17 protein-coding genes are annotated in these 17558 nt (G+C 46.7%); 7 read left to right on the top strand and 10 right to left on the bottom strand.

Annotation, left to right across the window (positions count from 1 at the left end; translation table 11 throughout):
* Nucleotides 1-29 precede the first annotated feature (29 nt).
* From FC652_RS09870 to FC652_RS09855, 4 genes are read left to right on the top strand one after another with little or no spacing between them, the layout of a single operon-like run.
* Nucleotides 30-1841, top strand: a complete 1812-nt coding sequence (locus FC652_RS09870) for a penicillin-binding protein activator (RefSeq protein ID WP_176298432.1) — start codon at nucleotides 30-32, stop codon at nucleotides 1839-1841.
* Nucleotides 1828-2196: a YraN family protein gene (locus FC652_RS09865; RefSeq protein WP_176298431.1), complete on the top strand. Its 369-nt coding sequence runs from the start codon at nucleotides 1828-1830 to the stop codon at nucleotides 2194-2196. Before FC652_RS09870 ends, FC652_RS09865 begins: the two co-directional genes overlap by 14 nt.
* A 3-nt stretch (nucleotides 2197-2199) precedes the next feature.
* Complete coding sequence (locus FC652_RS09860; RefSeq protein ID WP_011078676.1) at nucleotides 2200-2790, top strand: phosphoheptose isomerase; 591 nt, start codon at nucleotides 2200-2202, stop codon at nucleotides 2788-2790.
* A gap of 2 nt (nucleotides 2791-2792) precedes the next feature.
* On the top strand, nucleotides 2793-3386 hold the full coding sequence (locus FC652_RS09855; RefSeq protein WP_176298430.1) for a BON domain-containing protein: 594 nt from the start codon (nucleotides 2793-2795) through the stop codon (nucleotides 3384-3386).
* Between the two features lie 75 nt (nucleotides 3387-3461).
* Here FC652_RS09855 and sspB read toward each other — a convergent pair whose 3' ends face one another.
* The 8 genes from sspB to zapE all read right to left on the bottom strand — a co-directional run bounded on the left by sspB (nucleotide 3462) and on the right by zapE (nucleotide 9786).
* Nucleotides 3462-3938 (bottom strand): ClpXP protease specificity-enhancing factor, encoded by a 477-nt coding sequence (sspB, locus tag FC652_RS09850; RefSeq protein WP_176298429.1) that lies wholly within the window; start codon nucleotides 3936-3938, stop codon nucleotides 3462-3464.
* 1 nt (nucleotide 3939) lies between these two features.
* Complete coding sequence (gene sspA, locus FC652_RS09845; protein ID WP_176298428.1) at nucleotides 3940-4575, bottom strand: stringent starvation protein SspA; 636 nt, start codon at nucleotides 4573-4575, stop codon at nucleotides 3940-3942.
* A gap of 97 nt (nucleotides 4576-4672) precedes the next feature.
* Nucleotides 4673-5410 (bottom strand): cytochrome c1, encoded by a 738-nt coding sequence (locus tag FC652_RS09840; RefSeq protein ID WP_176298427.1) that lies wholly within the window; start codon nucleotides 5408-5410, stop codon nucleotides 4673-4675.
* On the bottom strand, nucleotides 5407-6672 hold the full coding sequence (locus FC652_RS09835) for a cytochrome bc complex cytochrome b subunit (RefSeq protein ID WP_176298426.1): 1266 nt from the start codon (nucleotides 6670-6672) through the stop codon (nucleotides 5407-5409). Before FC652_RS09835 ends, FC652_RS09840 begins: the two co-directional genes overlap by 4 nt.
* A complete protein-coding gene (gene petA, locus FC652_RS09830) occupies nucleotides 6672-7262 on the bottom strand; it encodes a ubiquinol-cytochrome c reductase iron-sulfur subunit (RefSeq protein WP_176298425.1) in 591 nt (196 codons plus the stop codon). Before petA ends, FC652_RS09835 begins: the two co-directional genes overlap by 1 nt.
* Before the next feature lie 330 nt (nucleotides 7263-7592).
* Nucleotides 7593-7985, bottom strand: coding sequence for a 30S ribosomal protein S9 (rpsI, locus tag FC652_RS09825; RefSeq protein WP_011078683.1), 393 nt, complete (start codon nucleotides 7983-7985; stop codon nucleotides 7593-7595).
* 15 nt (nucleotides 7986-8000) lie between these two features.
* Nucleotides 8001-8429, bottom strand: a complete 429-nt coding sequence (gene rplM / locus FC652_RS09820; protein ID WP_011078684.1) for a 50S ribosomal protein L13 — start codon at nucleotides 8427-8429, stop codon at nucleotides 8001-8003.
* Between the two features lie 253 nt (nucleotides 8430-8682).
* A complete protein-coding gene (gene zapE, locus FC652_RS09815; protein WP_176298424.1) occupies nucleotides 8683-9786 on the bottom strand; it encodes a cell division protein ZapE in 1104 nt (367 codons plus the stop codon).
* A 159-nt stretch (nucleotides 9787-9945) separates the two neighbouring features.
* On the opposite strand from zapE, the gene zapG reads away from it, so the two are divergent.
* From zapG to degS, 3 genes are all read left to right on the top strand, one after another.
* Entirely contained in the window at nucleotides 9946-10395 is a 450-nt protein-coding gene (gene zapG, locus FC652_RS09810; protein WP_176298423.1) for a Z-ring associated protein ZapG, read from the top strand.
* A gap of 156 nt (nucleotides 10396-10551) precedes the next feature.
* Nucleotides 10552-11919 (top strand): DegQ family serine endoprotease, encoded by a 1368-nt coding sequence (locus FC652_RS09805; protein ID WP_176298422.1) that lies wholly within the window; start codon nucleotides 10552-10554, stop codon nucleotides 11917-11919.
* A 130-nt stretch (nucleotides 11920-12049) separates the two neighbouring features.
* Nucleotides 12050-13117 carry an outer membrane-stress sensor serine endopeptidase DegS gene (degS, locus tag FC652_RS09800; protein ID WP_176298421.1) on the top strand — a complete coding sequence of 356 codons (1068 nt, stop codon included), beginning with the start codon at nucleotides 12050-12052 and terminating at the stop codon, nucleotides 13115-13117.
* Between the two features lie 75 nt (nucleotides 13118-13192).
* On the opposite strand, the gene parC is transcribed toward degS, so the two are convergent.
* Together parC and parE are read right to left on the bottom strand one after the other, a co-directional pair.
* On the bottom strand, nucleotides 13193-15478 hold the full coding sequence (gene parC / locus FC652_RS09795; protein WP_011078689.1) for a DNA topoisomerase IV subunit A: 2286 nt from the start codon (nucleotides 15476-15478) through the stop codon (nucleotides 13193-13195).
* Between the two features lie 3 nt (nucleotides 15479-15481).
* Nucleotides 15482-17362 (bottom strand): DNA topoisomerase IV subunit B, encoded by a 1881-nt coding sequence (gene parE, locus FC652_RS09790; RefSeq protein ID WP_011078690.1) that lies wholly within the window; start codon nucleotides 17360-17362, stop codon nucleotides 15482-15484.
* Nucleotides 17363-17558 lie beyond the last annotated feature (196 nt).

The following is a 17558-nucleotide window of genomic DNA, read 5'->3' as shown; positions in this document are numbered from 1 at the left end:
TTGTACGGACTTTAAGAGAACTCACGGCAATGATGAACCCTAAGAGACTCAGTGTACCACGCTTACTCACTCCTGTTGCACTGGCAATTACACTAGCGGCCTGTTCTTCAGCCCCTAAAGCGCCAACCAGTGTTGATATTACACTTGAGCCCACCCTGTCAGTTCAAAACTACATGATCAACGCAGACAGTAGCGAAGGCAGCTTACAGGCAGATTGGTTAATTATGGCCGCAAAAGCTGCACTGCAAAATGACGAACTGGCTCAATCTGATCTGTTGATCAAACGATTAGCAAGAATGCCGCTATCCGAAGTTCAGCAGGCGGAATGGCAACTGACCCGTGCTGGCTATCATTTGAAGTTGGACCAACCAGAAAACGTCATTGAGTTACTCAACTTCAAAACTTGGTGGAAACTGCCCAACGAGCAGTGGAAAGATTATTACAGCCTAAGAGCGTCTGCTTACGCTGCGATGGAGCAATTTTTTGAGGCAAACCGCCAACTCGTTAGCTTGGCGCAATATGTTGACGAATCTCAACAAGCCGAGATTGCTCAGCAAGTCTGGGCAAATTTTAGTGGCTTCTCACAGTATGAAATCACGAAACTGCATCCAGAGACTAACGAAGAAGTGTTGGACGGCTGGTTGCAATTGTCGATCTACATGAAAACCATGCCTGCTAATGTCCCTCAATTGAAAAACACGTTAGAACATTGGTTTGCGGAAAATCCGACTCATCCCGCGGCGCTATATACTCCCGAGGAAATACAGAGCATTCTGGATTTGGAAATCATCCAACCTGTTCACACTGCGCTACTGCTTCCGTTAAGTGGTAAGTTTGCTAAACAGGCACAATTAATTCGCGATGGTTTCATTTTTGCCATGATGAATGACAAAGATCGCGATCCAGAAGCGACATTGAAAGTCATCGATACCAATTTATATCAACCGCACCAACTCAAGCAGCAACTGCTTAATGAGCAAATCGACTTCATTGTCGGTCCTTTACGCAAAGACGTCATCGAAGTGCTACAAAGCGAATTGAGTGATGAGAATGGTCAGGTGACGATTCCATCGTTAGCACTCAATATTCCAGATGCTCTGCAAAACGGTAGTGGTGTTTGCTATCTTGCCCTATCACCAGAACAAGAAGTCGCTCAAGCAGCTAAGCATCTATTTGCCAATGGCTATAAGTACCCGCTAATTTTTGCGCCGCAAGGTAACTTAGGGCAACGAGTGGTCAGCGCCTTTGAAGCCGAATGGAAGAAGTATAGCACCAACAAAGTTGCGGTCAGTTATTTTGGCGACAAACGCCAACTTCAACGAGACGTAAACTCCGTGTTTGGCCTACAAGAGAGTCAGCAACGCATCGCGCAAATGGAAGGGCTAATGAAGTTGCCAATGGAAACGCAGCCCCGCAGTCGTCGTGACATTGACTCCGTTTACATCGCCGCTCGCAGCTCTGAGCTCACCCTCATCAAGCCATTTATTGAAGTGGCGGTAAACCCAGATGCAAAACCACCGAAGCTCTTCTCCAACTCCATGAGCAACAGTGGTGAAAAACAGTATGAAGACCTAACTGGCATTATCTACAGTGATATTCCTATGCTATTAGATGCCAATCCATCGCTAGAAAATCAGATGGAACAGCTGTGGCCAGAACAATCAAACTTCCAAAAGCGCCTGCAAGCACTGGGGATGGACGCTTATAAACTGATGGCAGAGCTCCCTCAAATGAAAGTGGTCCCAAATCATGCCGTCAATGGGCAAACCGGCATACTGACGATTGACGATCAATGCGTCGTTCATCGTGAAATCAGCTGGAAAGAGCATGGGGCTCTTTAGCCGACGCGCCATCGGCAACCAATACGAGTCCTTGGCAAAAGAGTACTTACAACGCCAAGGGCTAAGATTTATTGAAGCTAACTTTTCAACCAAGGTTGGCGAAATAGATCTGATATTCAAAGAAGCACAAACCATTGTGTTTGTTGAAGTTAAATATCGAAAAAATAGCTTTTATGGCAATGCGGCGGAGATGGTGAGCCGAGCGAAAGCCAATAAAATGATCAAAACGGCTTATCTCTGGCTAGCCAAACACGGATATAATGCCTGTAACACTGCGGTGCGGTTTGATGTTGTGGCAATCCATGAACATGGAAAGGACATCAACTGGATCGCCAATGCAATCACTCAAGGATAATCAATGCTCGACAGCATTAAAGACAGCTTTACCGAAAGTATTCAGATTCAAATCGCCGCCGCAGAGGCCCTGCCTGATGCCATCACCCACGCCGCACAAGCGATGGTGGCAACCTTGCTTAATGGTCACAAGATTCTGTGTTGTGGCAATGGCGGCTCGGCAGCGAACGTCCAACAGTTTGTTTCATGCCTACTCAACCGTTTTGAGACGGAGCGTCCTAGCCTGCCAGCGATGGCGCTAACGGCCGACAACACCACCTTGACTGCTGTAGCCAACGATTACCACTATCAAGAAATCTTTTCTAAGCAAGTTCGTGCTTTCGGCCAGCCGGGTGACATCTTGCTGGCAATATCAACTAGTGGCAATAGCAAAAACATCATTAAAGCGATGGAAGCAGCGGTTACTCGTGATATGACGATTATCGCTCTTACAGGCAAAGATGGTGGGGAAATGGCTGGATTACTGGGTGAGAATGACGTTGAAATCCGCATTCCTTCCCACCGCACGGCGCGTATTCACGAAGTTCATATGGTCACATTACACTGTTTATGTGACTTAATTGACCAGGTGCTTTTCCCAGCTCACGAGGAGTAGAAATGCTACGCTACGTTCTTATTATATTGGCAACTGTGGGTCTTTCAGGTTGTGCAGGGCTCTTTATTGCAGGGGCAGCGACAACAGCGACTATTGTGACTGACACCCGAACAACCAAAGAGATTTGGTTAGATAACAACATCGAGTTTGAAATTGCGGCCATTGGCAATAAAGCGCCTTATCGTGGCAAAGTGCGAATCGTCGCAAGCTCTTACAATGGTACGGTGGTGCTGATGGGACAAGCCTCCACAGTGGAGGAACGATCGGGATTTGAACAGCAAGCTCGTAGCATTAAAGGTGTTCAAGTGCTTCACAATCAGGTCAAAGTAAAAGCACCGCTCAACGTATCACAAATCAGTAATGACAGTTGGATCACGACTAAGGTGAAATCAGCCTTGCTTACCGATGAATCTTTAAACAGCGTGAAGATCAAAGTCATTACTGAAGATGCCGATGTGTTCCTATTTGGCTATGTAAATAGTCAACAAGCAGAGAAAGCGACCGAGATTGCACGCAATATTTCCGGGGTTAAGCAGGTTGTTCGAGCATTCCAGTATGGTGAAAGCTCAACACCAGCGAATAGTGTCAGTCAATAATCAATATCGACATGGCTCACTATCAGGCACAAAAAAAGCAGCTTTCGCTGCTTTTTTATTATTTAACGTTTATCGTTATTTAACCACTCTTAAGCTTGGTCGACCTTTTGGTCTTGGTGGCTCAGGCTCTTCATCAAGAGCAGAATCGTGCTCCTGCGATGAAGAAAGTTCTTCCTCCATCCAAATGCCATCGTCTTCCTGTTCTACACCATGAATGCCTGTATAAGCTTCTTCGGGTTCAAACATAGTACCTGCGCCATTCTCTCTCGCATAAATCGCCAGCACAGCATAGAGAGGCACAATCACCGAGTGTGGGCGACCACCAAATCGAGCATTGAAACTGATCGTTTCATTGCCTAACTCAAGATTACCTACTGCACGTGGTGCAATGTTCAGAATGATCTGCCCATCTTGAATAAACTCTTGAGGAACACGAACACCAGCTAATGTCGCTTGTACAACAAGGTGAGGTGTTAAATCATTATCCACCAGCCAATCGTAAAATGCTCGAAGCATATACGGTCGGCGAGCGGTCATTTGAGCAATTTCCATCTTAACGAACCAAACGCATCTCGCGCTCAGACTCGGTCAAAGAAGCTAGGAATGAATCACGCTCAAACACTTTGTTCATGTACGCTTTGATCTCTTTAGAACCAGGACCAACAAGATCAATGCCCAGTAAAGGCAAGCGCCATAATAAAGGAGCCAAATAGCAGTCCACCAAACTAAATTCTTCGCTCATGAAGTATTCAAACTCAGCAAAGATTGGTGATAGCGTCAGAAGATCATTACGCAGTTTATTGCGCGCTTTTTCTGACTCTTCTGCGTTGCCTTTAACAATTTTCTCGGCCAGTGAGTACCAGTTACGTTCAACGCGATACATCATCAGACGACTATTACCACGGGCTACCGGATAAACAGGCATCAACGGTGGATGAGGAAAACGCTCGTCAAGGTACTCCATAATGATCTTAGAATCATAGAGTGCCAGCTCACGGTCCACCAGTGTTGGTACTGATTTATAAGGATTTAGCTCGATCAGCTCTGCTGGTAAGTTGGTTTCATCGACCAACTCAACCTCAACACTTACACCCTTCTCTGCGAGAACGATACGCACTTGATGGCTGTACAAGTCTGATGCACTTGAGAATAGAGTCATTACAGAACGTTTATTGGCAGCTAAAGCCATGGGCCCTCCAGTACACTTACAATAATAAAAACAATGGAGGCTAAGCCTCCATTGTTTATTCAAAAAAATTGGGAATTAGCGCGGTATGATAGCACAATTAATGCACATCACGCCAATACTCTTTCTTAAGTAGTACCACCACAATAGTGAACAACACCAAGAAAGCCATAACCCACCAACCCAATGCGTGACGTTCAAGTTTGACTGGATCACCGGAGTAAACTAGGAAACTGACCAAGTCTAAAACCGCTTTGTCGTATTCACCTTTGCTCAGTTCACCCGAACCATCGCTTTCCACACCAACAACGACTTGGAGCTCCTTACCATCGACCACTTTCGTGCCGTAAACTGGGTTAGGAATACCTTGAAGTTCTTCCAAGACATGTGGCATACCAACGCTCGGGAAAACTAAGTTGTTCACACCAAATGGACGTGATGGGTCAACATAGAAAGTACGCAAGTAAGTGTACAACCAATCGGCACCACGAACACGAGCTACCAGAGTCAAATCTGGTGGCGGAGCACCAAACCAAGCCGCAGCTTGTTTTGGTGGCATAGCGTTCACCATCAGATCGCCAATTTTGCTCTCTGGGTTAAACATCAGATTTTCTTTCATGAGATCGGCTGGGATACCAAGATCATCCGCCACACGCTCGTAACGTTGATACTGCGTCGAGTGACAAGCAAAACAGTAGTTCATGAACAACTTGGCACCATTTTGTAGCGAGGCTTTGTCTGACAAATCAACGTTTGCTTTGTCCAACGGAACACCCGCTCCAGCTGCCATCGCCAGTGATGGCAACATAGCAAATAGAATTACAATCCATTTCTTCATTTGAATGTCACCCTCTCTGGTAGTGGCTTCGTTGCTTCATTCTTGCTGTATACGTACAGAAGAATAAAGAACATGAAATAACCCAAGCTAAAGATCTGAGCTAGTAGCGTGTAAGTTGGTGTTGCTGGAAGCGCACCAAGAATACCCAATGCAATAAAGCTGATCGTAAACTGGATAATGTTAATCAAATGAATTTTGCTACGGTAACGGTAAGAACGTACTTTACAACGATCAAACCATGGCAGTAAGAATAGGAACACAATCGATAGTCCCATCGCTACAACACCCAACAGCTTATCTGGAACGGCACGCAAAATCGCATAGAAAGGCGTAAAGTACCAAACTGGTGCAATGTGCTCAGGTGTTTTCAGCGGGTTTGCAGCTTCAAAGTTAGGCGGCTCTAGGAAGTACCCACCCATCTCTGGGTTAAAGAACAAGACATAGCAGAACAAGAACAGGAAGCCCGCTACACCCACCATATCTTTTACCGTTCCATAAGGGTGGAAAGGAATCGAATCAATGATGTCGTATTTGTTTGAGTAGTACTCGTGGAACTTAAACTGCGACTTGTAATCTGATCCCATTGAACCTTTCGGCAACTTAGTTTCAATACCGTCTGGGTTGTTAGAACCCACTTCATGCAACGCCAGAATGTGCAACACAATCAACAGCAGCAACACGATAGGTAAAGCAATGACGTGCAGAGCAAAGAAACGGTTCAGCGTTGCACCCGAGATGATGTAGTCACCACGGATCCACAAGGTTAAATCATCACCGATGACCGGAATCGCACCAAACAAGGAAATGATTACCTGTGCACCCCAGTAAGACATTTGTCCCCAAGGTAGTAGATAACCCATGAACGCTTCCGCCATCAGCACTAAGAAGATCAACATACCGAAGATCCACAGTAGCTCACGAGGCTTCTGGTACGAACCGTAGATTAAACCACGGAACATATGCAAATAAACCACCACGAAGAATGCAGAAGCGCCTGTAGAGTGCATGTAACGCAACAACCAGCCGTATTCCACATCACGCATGATGTATTCGATAGAAGCAAATGCACCTTCACCAGAAGGAACATAGTTCATCGTTAACCAAATACCCGTTAGGATTTGGTTAACCAGTACGAGCATTGCTAAAGAACCAAAAAGGTACCAAAAGTTGAAGTTCTTTGGCATTGGGTATTCGGACAAATGCTTTTTGTAAGCATTCATCGCAGGGATACGTTTTTCAACCCAGTCTAATAGTGCTTGCATTAGGCATCCCCCTCGTCAACACCGATAAGGATCTTGGTATCGCTTAAATACATATGTTTAGGTACCACTAAGTTCAGTGGAGCAGGAACGCCTTGGAATACGCGACCGGCCATATCGAACTTAGAACCGTGACATGGGCAGAAAAAGCCCGACTTCACGCCCTGAACTTGTTCAGCAAAAGAATCAGGTAGATAGGTTGGCGAACAACCTAAGTGTGTACAGAAACCGACCGCAACAAAAAACTCAGTTTTAATTGAGCGGAACTCATTTTGAGCATAAGTTGGCTGTTGTTCCATCTCAGATTGTGGATCGCGTAACTGATCACCAATCGTTTTGAGGTTGTCGATAACTTCTTGGGTACGGCGGACAACCCATACAGGCTTACCTTGCCATTCCACACGAATCATCTGTCCGGCTTCAATTTTACTAACATCCACTTCCACCGGCGCACCAGCCGCTTTCGCTTTGGCACTCGGATTCCATGATTTGATAAAAGGAACGGCGACGGCAGCTGCCCCTAATCCACCAACAACTGCTGTTGTGGCGGTTAGAAAACGCCTGCGACCGTTATTTAAAGGCGCGTTGCTCATCCAAACATTCTCCCATTTGCTCCTTTTGGATCGTGATTATTCCGCTTATAGAGCATGGCTAACAAAATATGAATCTAGTTCTATTTATTGACGAGAAATGATAAATAAAACCCTACTTTTTGACAAGATAAAGCTACCTTTTTGTAACATTTGTGAGGCGAATCGCTCACGGCGTCACAAAAGCGGCAAAATTCTAAATGTTTGATGTGAGATGTAACAAAGAAAGGAAATAAGTAGCTATAAATAAACAAAAAGCTCGGCATATAGCCGAGCTTTGAACCACAACGCCCAGAAATAATTCTGGAACGAAAATTTTCCGAAATCGAAAAATTAACGCTTAGAGAATTGTGGACGACGACGTGCTTTACGTAGACCAACTTTCTTACGCTCAACGCAACGAGCGTCGCGAGTAACGTAGCCAGCTGCACGTAGAGCAGGACGTAGAGATTCATCGTATTCCATAAGAGCACGAGTGATGCCGTGACGGATTGCGCCAGCTTGACCAGAAATACCACCACCTTTAACAGTGATGTATAGGTCTAGCTTCTCAACCATGTCTACCAATTCAAGAGGTTGTTTAACAACCATGCAAGAAGTTGGACGACCGAAGTACTCTTCAAGCGCACGCTTGTTGATTACGATGTTGCCGCTGCCTGGTTTGATGAAAACACGAGCAGCTGAGCTTTTGCGACGGCCAGTGCCGTAGTATTGATTCTCTGCCATTTCCGATATCCCCAATTAGATGTCTAGTACTTTTGGTTGTTGAGCAACATGGTTGTGCTCAGCGCCAGCGTAAACTTTTAGCTTACGGTACATAGCACGGCCTAGAGGACCACGTGGTAGCATACCTTTAACCGCTAGCTCAATGACCATTTCTGGCTTACGAACAATCAGCTTGTCAAAAGTGATTGACTTAATACCACCAGGGAATTCAGTGTGACGGTAGTAAGTTTTTGCTGCAGCTTTGTTACCAGTTACAGTAACTTTCTCCGCGTTGATAACGATGATGTAATCACCAGTGTCAACGTGTGGAGTGTACTCAGCTTTGTGTTTGCCACGTAGGCGAGATGCAATTTCACTTGCTAGACGGCCAAGAGTTTTACCTTCAGCGTCTACAACGTACCAGTCGCGTTTTACAGTTTCTGGTTTAGCAACGAAAGTTTTCATGCTAATAATAACCCGTTAATTCAAATTTAAACTTTAAAGGAACACACCGCTGTGCTCCCACACTGTCTAAGAGCCCAGTCATCACCCCTTCGAGCGGTTGGCACTCTCGACCTTATATCTCGAATAACTTCGATAAATTAGGTCTGCAGTAACGGTGGGTCGCAGGATTATAGAGAAGGGCGAAGAAAAAATCACCTTTTTTTGCACTCAATCACTAATTTTTTCTCCTCGCTAGGTCACATCGACTAAGAATCTAAGCAAGATGCTCTCTCGCTAAGTACTCATGACTTTGCATTTCCACTAAACGAGATTGACAGCGTTTAAACTCAAACCCCAATTGCCCTTGCAGATAGAGCTGCTCTAGTGCGACTTCCGCGGAAATAATCAATTTAACGTGTCGTTCGTAGAATTCATCCACGAGGGCGATAAATCGTCGCGCAGCATCATCGATCTTATTGTCCATTTGTGGTACATCCGCCAACAATACCGTGTGATAGATTTTGGACAACTCAATATAGTCATTTTGACTGCGTGCGGTTTGGCACAGCTGGGCGAACGTAGCATGCAGCACCCCATCACTGGCCTCTATAACGGCTATTTGGCGATGATTGATGTCAACACTGTGTAATTTGACTTTGCCCTCTCCAACTAACTGCTGATAGTAGAGATTTAGATTGAGGTTTGCCTGCTCATCCAATGGATAATGATAGATCTCTGCTTGTTCTAACGTTCGTAGGCGATAGTCAATGCCACTATCCACATTGAGCACTTCACAATGTTGTTCAATCAAAGCGATAGCTGGCAGAAAGCGGGCTCTCTGTAATCCATTGCGATATAGCTCTTGCGGTACAATGTTCGACGTCGCCACCAGTATCATTTGACGCCTAAACATCGCTTGCATCAGCGTGCCGAGAATCATTGCATCGGTAATATCCGAAACAAAAAATTCATCAAAGCAGACAATATCCGCCTCTTCCTTAAACACGTCAGCCACTTTTTCCAGTGGATTTTCTACATCGCCTAACCGTTTCAGCTCGTCGTGAACTCGATACATAAAGCGATGAAAATGGACTCGCATTTTGCGTTGAGTTGGCAAAGCCTCAAAAAAAGTATCCATCAGATACGTTTTTCCACGCCCAACACCACCCCAAAAATAGAGTCCTTGAGGTGGCAATTTAGCTGGCGGCTGTTTACCTAATAATTTTTGCCAACGCGTTTGTTGCGGTTGAGGCTGGGCGCAATAATCGAGATATTGATGAAAAAGCCTATCTAGTGCTCGCACCGCATTGTACTGAGCAGCGTCTTTCTGAAATCCGTTATGCGCGAGGTCGTGTTCGTATTTTTCTAATGGGCTCATTGTTCTCATACCAAAACAGGGCATAAAATCCCGTTATCAAACTTGAGATTGTGTCGTTGCTATTTTGCTTTATTGACTACTGCTCCCATAGTAACATGGTGACGCAATACGTGTAACTAAGCAGTAAATAACATGTTAAAACCATTATAAGGAGCTGTTATGCCTTGGATGTATGCCATTGTGGGCTTGCTTGTCGGAGCAATTGTTGGTGTTGTCGTGTCACGACTTACCACACCAGAATACAAAAAACAGAAGAACATCAAAAAAGAGCTTGATGTAGCAAAGTATGAACTAGAGCAACAACGCCAAGAGCTGATTGATCACTTCTCACAAACCGCTGAGCTACTCGATACGCTCGGTAAAGATTACAGCAAGCTATATCAACATATGGCGAAAACTTCTGCCGAGCTTCTACCGAACCTACCAACACAAGACAACCCATTTGATAAAGTGGCACTGTTGGCTAAAGAAGATAACACTGAAGAAAATGTAACGGATGAAGTCACTGAACAGCCAAAAGATTACGCTAACGGCGCAACTGGGCTATTCAATGATCAGAAAAAAGTCATCCTGGATGCACCAGAAGTCATCACTGCAAAAGCATCCTAATTTTTCTCATTGATGAACTTTTCAAAGGTTTTTGAGTCCTAACTCACATCACTGTCTATTGAAAACTGTTTAAGACGACAATATTGATAGGAAGTAAACCTATTTTGTTTGAGTCTCTGTCCTTTGCAATAGACTGGTATTTATAGGAGTTATTGGATGAAAAAACCTTTGCTTGTTTTGACTGCATTGTCTTTGAGCTTAAGCTCAGCCCTTGCCCCTCTTCCAGCAACCGCCGCACTGCCTTTTAGCGTCAGTGGACAGGAGTTGCCGAGCTTAGCGCCAATGCTCGAACGTGTTACCCCAGCGGTCGTCAGTATCGCGGTTGAAGGTAAACAGGTAGAACGCTCGCGTATTCCCGATCAATTTCAGTTCTTTTTTGGGCCTGATTTCCCAACAGAACAAGTTCGTGAACGTCCATTCCGTGGTTTAGGTTCTGGTGTCATCATTAATGCCAATAAAGGCTATATCGTGACGAACTACCACGTCATCAAAGGCGCTGATGAAATACGAATTCAGCTTCACGATGGTCGTGAATACGATGCCGAGTTAATTGGTGGCGATGAGATGTCCGATGTCGCTCTGCTCAAAGTCGATGGCGCTAAAGATTTAACCGAAATCAAACTCGCCGATTCAGACAAACTGCGTGTGGGTGATTTTAGCGTGGCTATCGGCAATCCATTTGGCCTGGGACAAACGGTGACGTCCGGCATTGTTTCAGCCTTAGGTCGCAGTGGTTTAAACATTGAAAACTTCGAAAACTTTATTCAAACCGACGCGGCAATTAACAGCGGCAACTCCGGTGGTGCGCTCGTCAACCTCAATGGTGAGCTCATCGGCATCAATACGGCGATTCTCGGCCCTAATGGCGGCAACGTCGGTATTGGCTTCGCCATTCCATCGAATATGATGAAGAACTTAACTGACCAAATTTTGGAATTTGGTGAAGTCAAACGTGGCATGTTAGGCGTTCAAGGTGGTGAAATCACCTCTGAACTGGCTGAGGCGCTGGGCTATAACTCGAGCAAAGGCGCTTTTGTCAGCCAAGTGGTTCCTGACTCCGCAGCAGATAAAGCCGGCATCAAGGCGGGCGACATCATTGTGTCTCTCAATGGTAAGAAAATCGATACCTTCTCTGAGCTAAGAGCTAAGATTGCAACACTCGGAGCAGGCAAAGAGGTTGAGCTTGGCGTGGTGCGTGATGGCAAAGATAAACGCTTTGATGTCACTTTGGGGGAATCACAGCAGACCAAAGCGAAAGCCGATAAGATGCACGAAGGCCTTGCCGGTGCTGAGTTGGCCAATACTACATCAGACGATCGCATTGCTGGCGTTAAAGTGATCAACGTGGCAGATAACTCGCCAGCAGCACAATATCAACTGCAAAAAGACGACATCATTATCGGTGTTAACCGTCAGCGAGTGAAGAATCTGGCCGATTTCCGTGCCATTGTAGAGAAACAAACTGGCGTGCTCGCGCTCAATATCCAACGTGGCGAACGCACCATCTATTTAGTCATTCGCTAACGAAAGTTGATGCAACCACATGATCGATAATACAAAGGGCAGCCTCAAGTTCGGCTGCCCTTTTATTATTCAATCAGGTAATGCTATTCTTCAGCTTTCTGTTCCCATTTTGTAGCACAGTGGAGAGGGCATGCTCAACTTTCTTACGCGTTCCGTAGCTTTAGGATTAGCGACAGCCTTGGTTGTCTTGATTGCCGTTCCTTCCCTTCGTAGTAACGTGATTCCAACCACGCTTGACACTTCTCCACAAGATGCCGCCTCTTTGCAGATCTCATTTAATCAAGCGGTGAGAAATGCTGCGCCTGCGGTGGTCAATATTTATAGCCGAAAATACGTTGAAAATGACCGCAGTAAGCTCTCCACACAAGGACTAGGTTCTGGCGTCATCGTCAGTGAAAAAGGCTATATCATCACCAACTACCATGTGGTCGCCCAAGCCGATCAAATCGTTGTGGCGTTGCAAGATGGCCGAGTCGCCGCCGCGCAATTGGTGGGCAAAGATCGTCGCACTGACATCGCCATTTTGCGCATCGAAGGCAGCAACTTACCTGTCATTCCATTAAATTCAAACTACAAAGCCAAAGTTGGTGATGTGGTGTTGGCGATAGGTAATCCCTATAACCTCGGGCAAACCACCACCTTTGGCATTATTTCGGCCACTGGTCGCTCTTCCATCAGCGCCGATGGCAGACAAGCTTTTATTCAGACCGATGCCGCCATTAACGAAGGTAACTCGGGAGGGGCTCTGGTCAATACCAAAGGCGAGCTGGTTGGTATCAACACCGCTTCTTTTCAGCAAGCCACCGATCTGGAAACGTACGGTATTTCTTTCGCCATCCCCTTCACTCTGGCAAATAAAATCATGGAAAAGATCATTGCCGATGGCCGAGTGATCCGAGGTTATATTGGTATTGATGGGCAAGACATTAATGCGGTGACGGCACGTTTGCTCGGCAATGAACATATTGGTGGTATCGTCGTATTGGGTGTCGATCCCAACGGCCCGGCAGCAAACGCAGGATTTGAAGCGCAAGACATCATCTTAAGTATTGATGACAAGAAGATCCAAGGTCGTCAGAGTGTGATGGATATTGTGACCGATCTACGTCCGGGGACAACCGTCGATGTCGGTATCATCCGCAAAGGACAAGAGATGACTCTCAAAGTGACGATTGCGGAAGATAACCGAGAAATCTAATCTCAATTCAAACAATCTAATCCGAGTGATAAAAAGAACCCCAAGCCTAGGCTTGGGGTTCTTTTTCTACTTCTATTACGCGTCAGTAGCAGTTTCTGAGCCATCCGATGAGTCACTTTGCTCGAGCTCAATACGAGTGACTCGCTGCAAGCCACGTGGCAATAAACCACCTCGACGGCCTCGCTCTCCACGGAAGTTATCCAAATCGGCGGGCTTCAAGCCCAACTTACGTTTGCCTGCGTACAGCGTCAGTGAAGCGCCTTTTGGCAAAGCAATCAAATGCGACAGGATCTCTTCTTTCGCTTTGGCTTTCGCCGCTGGAATATTGATGATCTTATTCCCTTTACCCTTACCCAGTTGTGGCAAGTCTTTAATTGGGAACATCAACATACGGCCTTGGTTGGTAATGGCAAGAATATCGTCATTGTCCAGATCCAATACCGCCGATGGGGTCATCACTTCTGCGTTTTCAGGCAACGACACCAGCGCTTTACCACTGCGATTTTTCGACAACAAATCACTGCCTTTACACACGAAGCCGTAACCCGCATCAGAGCCAATCAGCCACAGCTGTTCTTCTTCACCCATGATCACTTGACGAATACTGCTTCCTGGCGTGATGTTGAGGCGGCCAGTAATCGGCTCACCTTGACCGCGAGCCGAAGGCAGTGTGTGCGATTCTAATGAGTAACTGCGGCCATCTGAACCAAGCAGTACCGCTTGCTGGTTACTCTTACCACACGCATGCGCCAGATAGCTGTCACCCGCTTTGTAGCTCAGCCCCTGACAATCCACTTCATGACCTTTGGCGTGACGAATCCAACCTTTCTCTGACAAGACAACCGTGATCGCTTCATTCGGCATCAGGTCACGTTCAGTCAGTGCTTTCGCTTCTTCACGAACCACTAGCGGAGAACGGCGATCATCACCAAATTTCTCGGCATCGGCACGGATCTCTTTTTTCAGCAAGGTATTCAGACGACGCTCAGAACCCAGTAACTCTTCCAGTTTCTTACGTTCTTTTTCCAGCTCATCTTGTTCACCGCGGATCTTCATCTCTTCCAATTTGGCTAAGTGACGAAGTTTGGTATCCAGAATCGCATCGGCTTGAATATCGGTAATGCCAAATCTGGCCATCAATACCGCTTTAGGATCGTCTTCAGTACGAATGATCTCAATCACCTCATCGATGTTGAGATACGCGATCAACAAACCTTCCAAGATGTGCAAGCGAGCCAGCACTTTATCAAGACGGTATTGCAAGCGTGAACGTACCGTTTCGCGACGGAAAGTGATCCATTCCGTCAAAATCTGCACCAAGCCTTTCACTTGTGGGCGGTTGTCGAGACCAATCATGTTTAAGTTAACACGATAGCTCTTCTCCAAATCAGTGGACGCAAACAAGTGGTTCATCAACTGGTCGCAATCAACGCGATTTGAGCGCGGTACAATCACAATACGAGTTGGGTTTTCATGGTCAGACTCATCACGCAAGTCTTCCACCATTGGCAATTTTTTCGCGCGCATTTGCGCCGCAATTTGCTCAAGCAGCTTGGCCCCTGAGACTTGATGCGGGAGCGCTGTGATAACGATGTCACTGCCCTCTTTGCACCAAACCGCGCGCATTTTCACGCTGCCACGGCCACTGCGGTACATTTTTTCCAGATCGCTGCTTGGGGTAATGATCTCTGCTTCTGTTGGGAAATCAGGCCCTTTAACGTACTGCATTAAATCCATCAGCGGTGCAGCTGGATTATCAATCAAATGAATGGTGGCATCCGCGACTTCACGTACGTTATGAGGGGGAATATCCGTCGCCATACCCACCGCAATGCCTGTCACGCCATTGAGTAGAATGTGAGGCAAACGCGCTGGCAGCATTTTTGGCTCTTTCATCGTGCCATCAAAGTTAGGCTGCCACTCGACCGTACCTTGACCAAGCTCTCCCAGAAGCACATCGGCAAATTTCGACAATTTGGCTTCGGTATAACGCATCGCGGCGAAGGATTTCGGATCATCCGGCGCACCCCAGTTACCTTGACCGTCCACCAACGGATAGCGGTATGAGAATGGCTGTGCCATCAAAACCATCGCTTCATAACAAGCAGAGTCGCCATGCGGATGGTACTTACCCAACACGTCACCCACGGTACGCGCTGATTTTTTGTATTTTGCCGCCGCCGAAAGCCCAAGCTCCGACATGGCGTAGATAATACGTCGTTGAACCGGTTTCAGACCGTCACCAATATAAGGCAACGCACGATCCATAATGACGTACATCGAATAGTTTAGATAAGCATCTTCGGTGAACTTGCGCATTGGCAATTGTTCGACGCCATCATAAGTAATTTCTGTAGACATCTATTAAACCTCTGCCATATCGCCGTTGTTTTGTAACCAGCTACGACGGTCATCTGCGCGTTTCTTACCCAGCAGCATGTCCATCATTTCCATGGTCGCATCGGAGTCATCAATGGTCAGTTGCACCAGACGCCGCGTGTTGGGATCCATCGTGGTTTCACGCAACTGCAGCGGGTTCATCTCACCCAGACCTTTGAATCGTTGCACGTTGATTTTGGCGCGCTTCTGGCTTAGGCGCTCTAATACGCCATCTTTTTCTGCATCATCCAGCGCATAGAACACCTCTTTGCCACAGTCGATACGATACAGTGGTGGCATTGCTACGTAGATATGACCCGCTTCAACTAGCGCGCGGAAATGACGTGTGAATAGCGCACACAAGAGTGTCGCAATGTGCAGACCATCCGAGTCCGCATCGGCGAGGATACAGATTTTGCCGTAACGCAGCCCTTCAAGATTGTCGCTATCTGGATCAATCCCTAGCGCAACAGAAATATCGTGTACTTCTTGAGACGCCAATACTTGATCGGCAGAAACTTCCCAAGTATTCAGGATTTTACCACGCAGCGGCATCACTGCTTGGAATTCACGATCACGCGCTTGCTTGGCACTGCCGCCTGCCGAATCCCCTTCCACGAAGAAGATTTCAGTACGAGCTAAGTCTTGCACGGAACAATCGGTCAACTTACCTGGCAAAGCAGGGCCTGATGCAATCTTTTTACGCACGACCTTCTTGCTCGCACGCATACGACGATGGGCGTTCGCAATACACACTTCCGCGAGTTGCTCAGCAAGTTGTGGCTTTTCATTTAACCACAAGCTAAAAGTGTCTTTTACTACCCCAGAGACAAACGCCGCGGTTTGACGAGAAGAAAGGCGCTCTTTGGTCTGGCCGGCAAACTGCGGATCTTGCATCTTCACCGACAACACATAAGAACAGCGGTCAAAAACGTCTTCGCCCGTTAACTTCACGCCACGCGGCAGTAAGTTGCGGAATTCACAGAACTCTCGCATAGCATCCAACAAGCCTTGGCGCAAACCGTTCACATGCGTACCGCCTTGTGCGGTTGGGATCAGGTTAACGTAGCTTTCGGTGATCATCTCACCGCCTTCAGGCTGCCAGATCACCGCCCAGTCCGCAGCTTCTGTTTCTGCCGAGAATTGGCCTGTAAATGGCTCTTCAGGTAGTAAGGTGTAGCCCTTCACCCCTTCAATCAAATAGTCTTTCAAGCCATCTTGGTAGAGCCACTGATGCTCTTTACCATTCACACGGTCACTGAAAGTAATTTCCAAACCTGGACAAAGAACCGCCTTCGCGCGCAAGTTATTCACTAAACGTGTGACCGAGAAATTTGGCGAATCAAAGTATTTGGTGTCTGGCCAGAAGTGCACGCTGGTACCGCGATTGCGACGACCACACGTTCCCGTCACGGTGAGATCCGACACTTTGTCACCATGTTCAAAAGCGATTTCGTAAACCTGACCATCTCGACGTACTGTCACTTCAACCCTTTTAGACAGGGCGTTCACCACCGAAATACCTACCCCGTGCAAACCACCAGAAAACTGATAATTTTTGTTGGAGAATTTACCACCGGCGTGCAGCTTACATAAGATCAGCTCAACGCCCGAGACTTTCTCTTCTGGGTGAATATCTACGGGCATGCCTCGACCATCATCGATCACTTCCAGTGATTGGTCTGCATGTAGGATGACTTGTACTTTGGAGGCATGTCCGGCCAGCGCTTCATCGACACTGTTATCGATGACTTCTTGGCCCAAATGGTTCGGGCGCGCTGTATCCGTATACATCCCTGGTCGGCGACGTACTGGCTCTAAACCATTCAGTACTTCAATGGCACCAGCATTATATTGTTCAGTCATAATACGGAATCGTTCTCAATGTTTACCTGTTGTCTGAGCCTAGTTGGTCGCACTTTTGCACCAACTGGCGACAACGAAAAAGCTACCCTGTTACTCACAGAGCGTGACTCTGTGCGTTTCACGGTAGCTGTATTCGGAGAAACATAGTCGGAAAGCAGTGCGACTATGTCAAGAAACGGTTGGATATCAGAGGTAA

The organism is Vibrio sp. 05-20-BW147, from assembly GCF_013369385.1.
In the GTDB taxonomy this organism is placed as follows: domain Bacteria; phylum Pseudomonadota; class Gammaproteobacteria; order Enterobacterales; family Vibrionaceae; genus Vibrio; species Vibrio floridensis.
Note: the sequence above shows the minus strand (reverse complement) of the source record. Positions and strands in the feature narration are given on the sequence as shown.

Coding starts and splice junctions, on each gene's coding strand:
- FC652_RS09870 (WP_176298432.1), top strand. CDS start 30: ATGATGAACCCTAAGAGACTCAGTGTACCACGCTTACTCACTCCTGTT.
- FC652_RS09865 (WP_176298431.1), top strand. CDS start 1,828: ATGGGGCTCTTTAGCCGACGCGCCATCGGCAACCAATACGAGTCCTTG.
- FC652_RS09860 (WP_011078676.1), top strand. CDS start 2,200: ATGCTCGACAGCATTAAAGACAGCTTTACCGAAAGTATTCAGATTCAA.
- FC652_RS09855 (WP_176298430.1), top strand. CDS start 2,793: ATGCTACGCTACGTTCTTATTATATTGGCAACTGTGGGTCTTTCAGGT.
- sspB (WP_176298429.1), bottom strand. CDS start 3,938: ATGGAAATTGCTCAAATGACCGCTCGCCGACCGTATATGCTTCGAGCA.
- sspA (WP_176298428.1), bottom strand. CDS start 4,575: ATGGCTTTAGCTGCCAATAAACGTTCTGTAATGACTCTATTCTCAAGT.
- FC652_RS09840 (WP_176298427.1), bottom strand. CDS start 5,410: ATGAAGAAATGGATTGTAATTCTATTTGCTATGTTGCCATCACTGGCG.
- FC652_RS09835 (WP_176298426.1), bottom strand. CDS start 6,672: ATGCAAGCACTATTAGACTGGGTTGAAAAACGTATCCCTGCGATGAAT.
- petA (WP_176298425.1), bottom strand. CDS start 7,262: ATGAGCAACGCGCCTTTAAATAACGGTCGCAGGCGTTTTCTAACCGCC.
- rpsI (WP_011078683.1), bottom strand. CDS start 7,985: ATGGCAGAGAATCAATACTACGGCACTGGCCGTCGCAAAAGCTCAGCT.
- rplM (WP_011078684.1), bottom strand. CDS start 8,429: ATGAAAACTTTCGTTGCTAAACCAGAAACTGTAAAACGCGACTGGTAC.
- zapE (WP_176298424.1), bottom strand. CDS start 9,786: ATGAGCCCATTAGAAAAATACGAACACGACCTCGCGCATAACGGATTT.
- zapG (WP_176298423.1), top strand. CDS start 9,946: ATGCCTTGGATGTATGCCATTGTGGGCTTGCTTGTCGGAGCAATTGTT.
- FC652_RS09805 (WP_176298422.1), top strand. CDS start 10,552: ATGAAAAAACCTTTGCTTGTTTTGACTGCATTGTCTTTGAGCTTAAGC.
- degS (WP_176298421.1), top strand. CDS start 12,050: ATGCTCAACTTTCTTACGCGTTCCGTAGCTTTAGGATTAGCGACAGCC.
- parC (WP_011078689.1), bottom strand. CDS start 15,478: ATGTCTACAGAAATTACTTATGATGGCGTCGAACAATTGCCAATGCGC.
- parE (WP_011078690.1), bottom strand. CDS start 17,362: ATGACTGAACAATATAATGCTGGTGCCATTGAAGTACTGAATGGTTTA.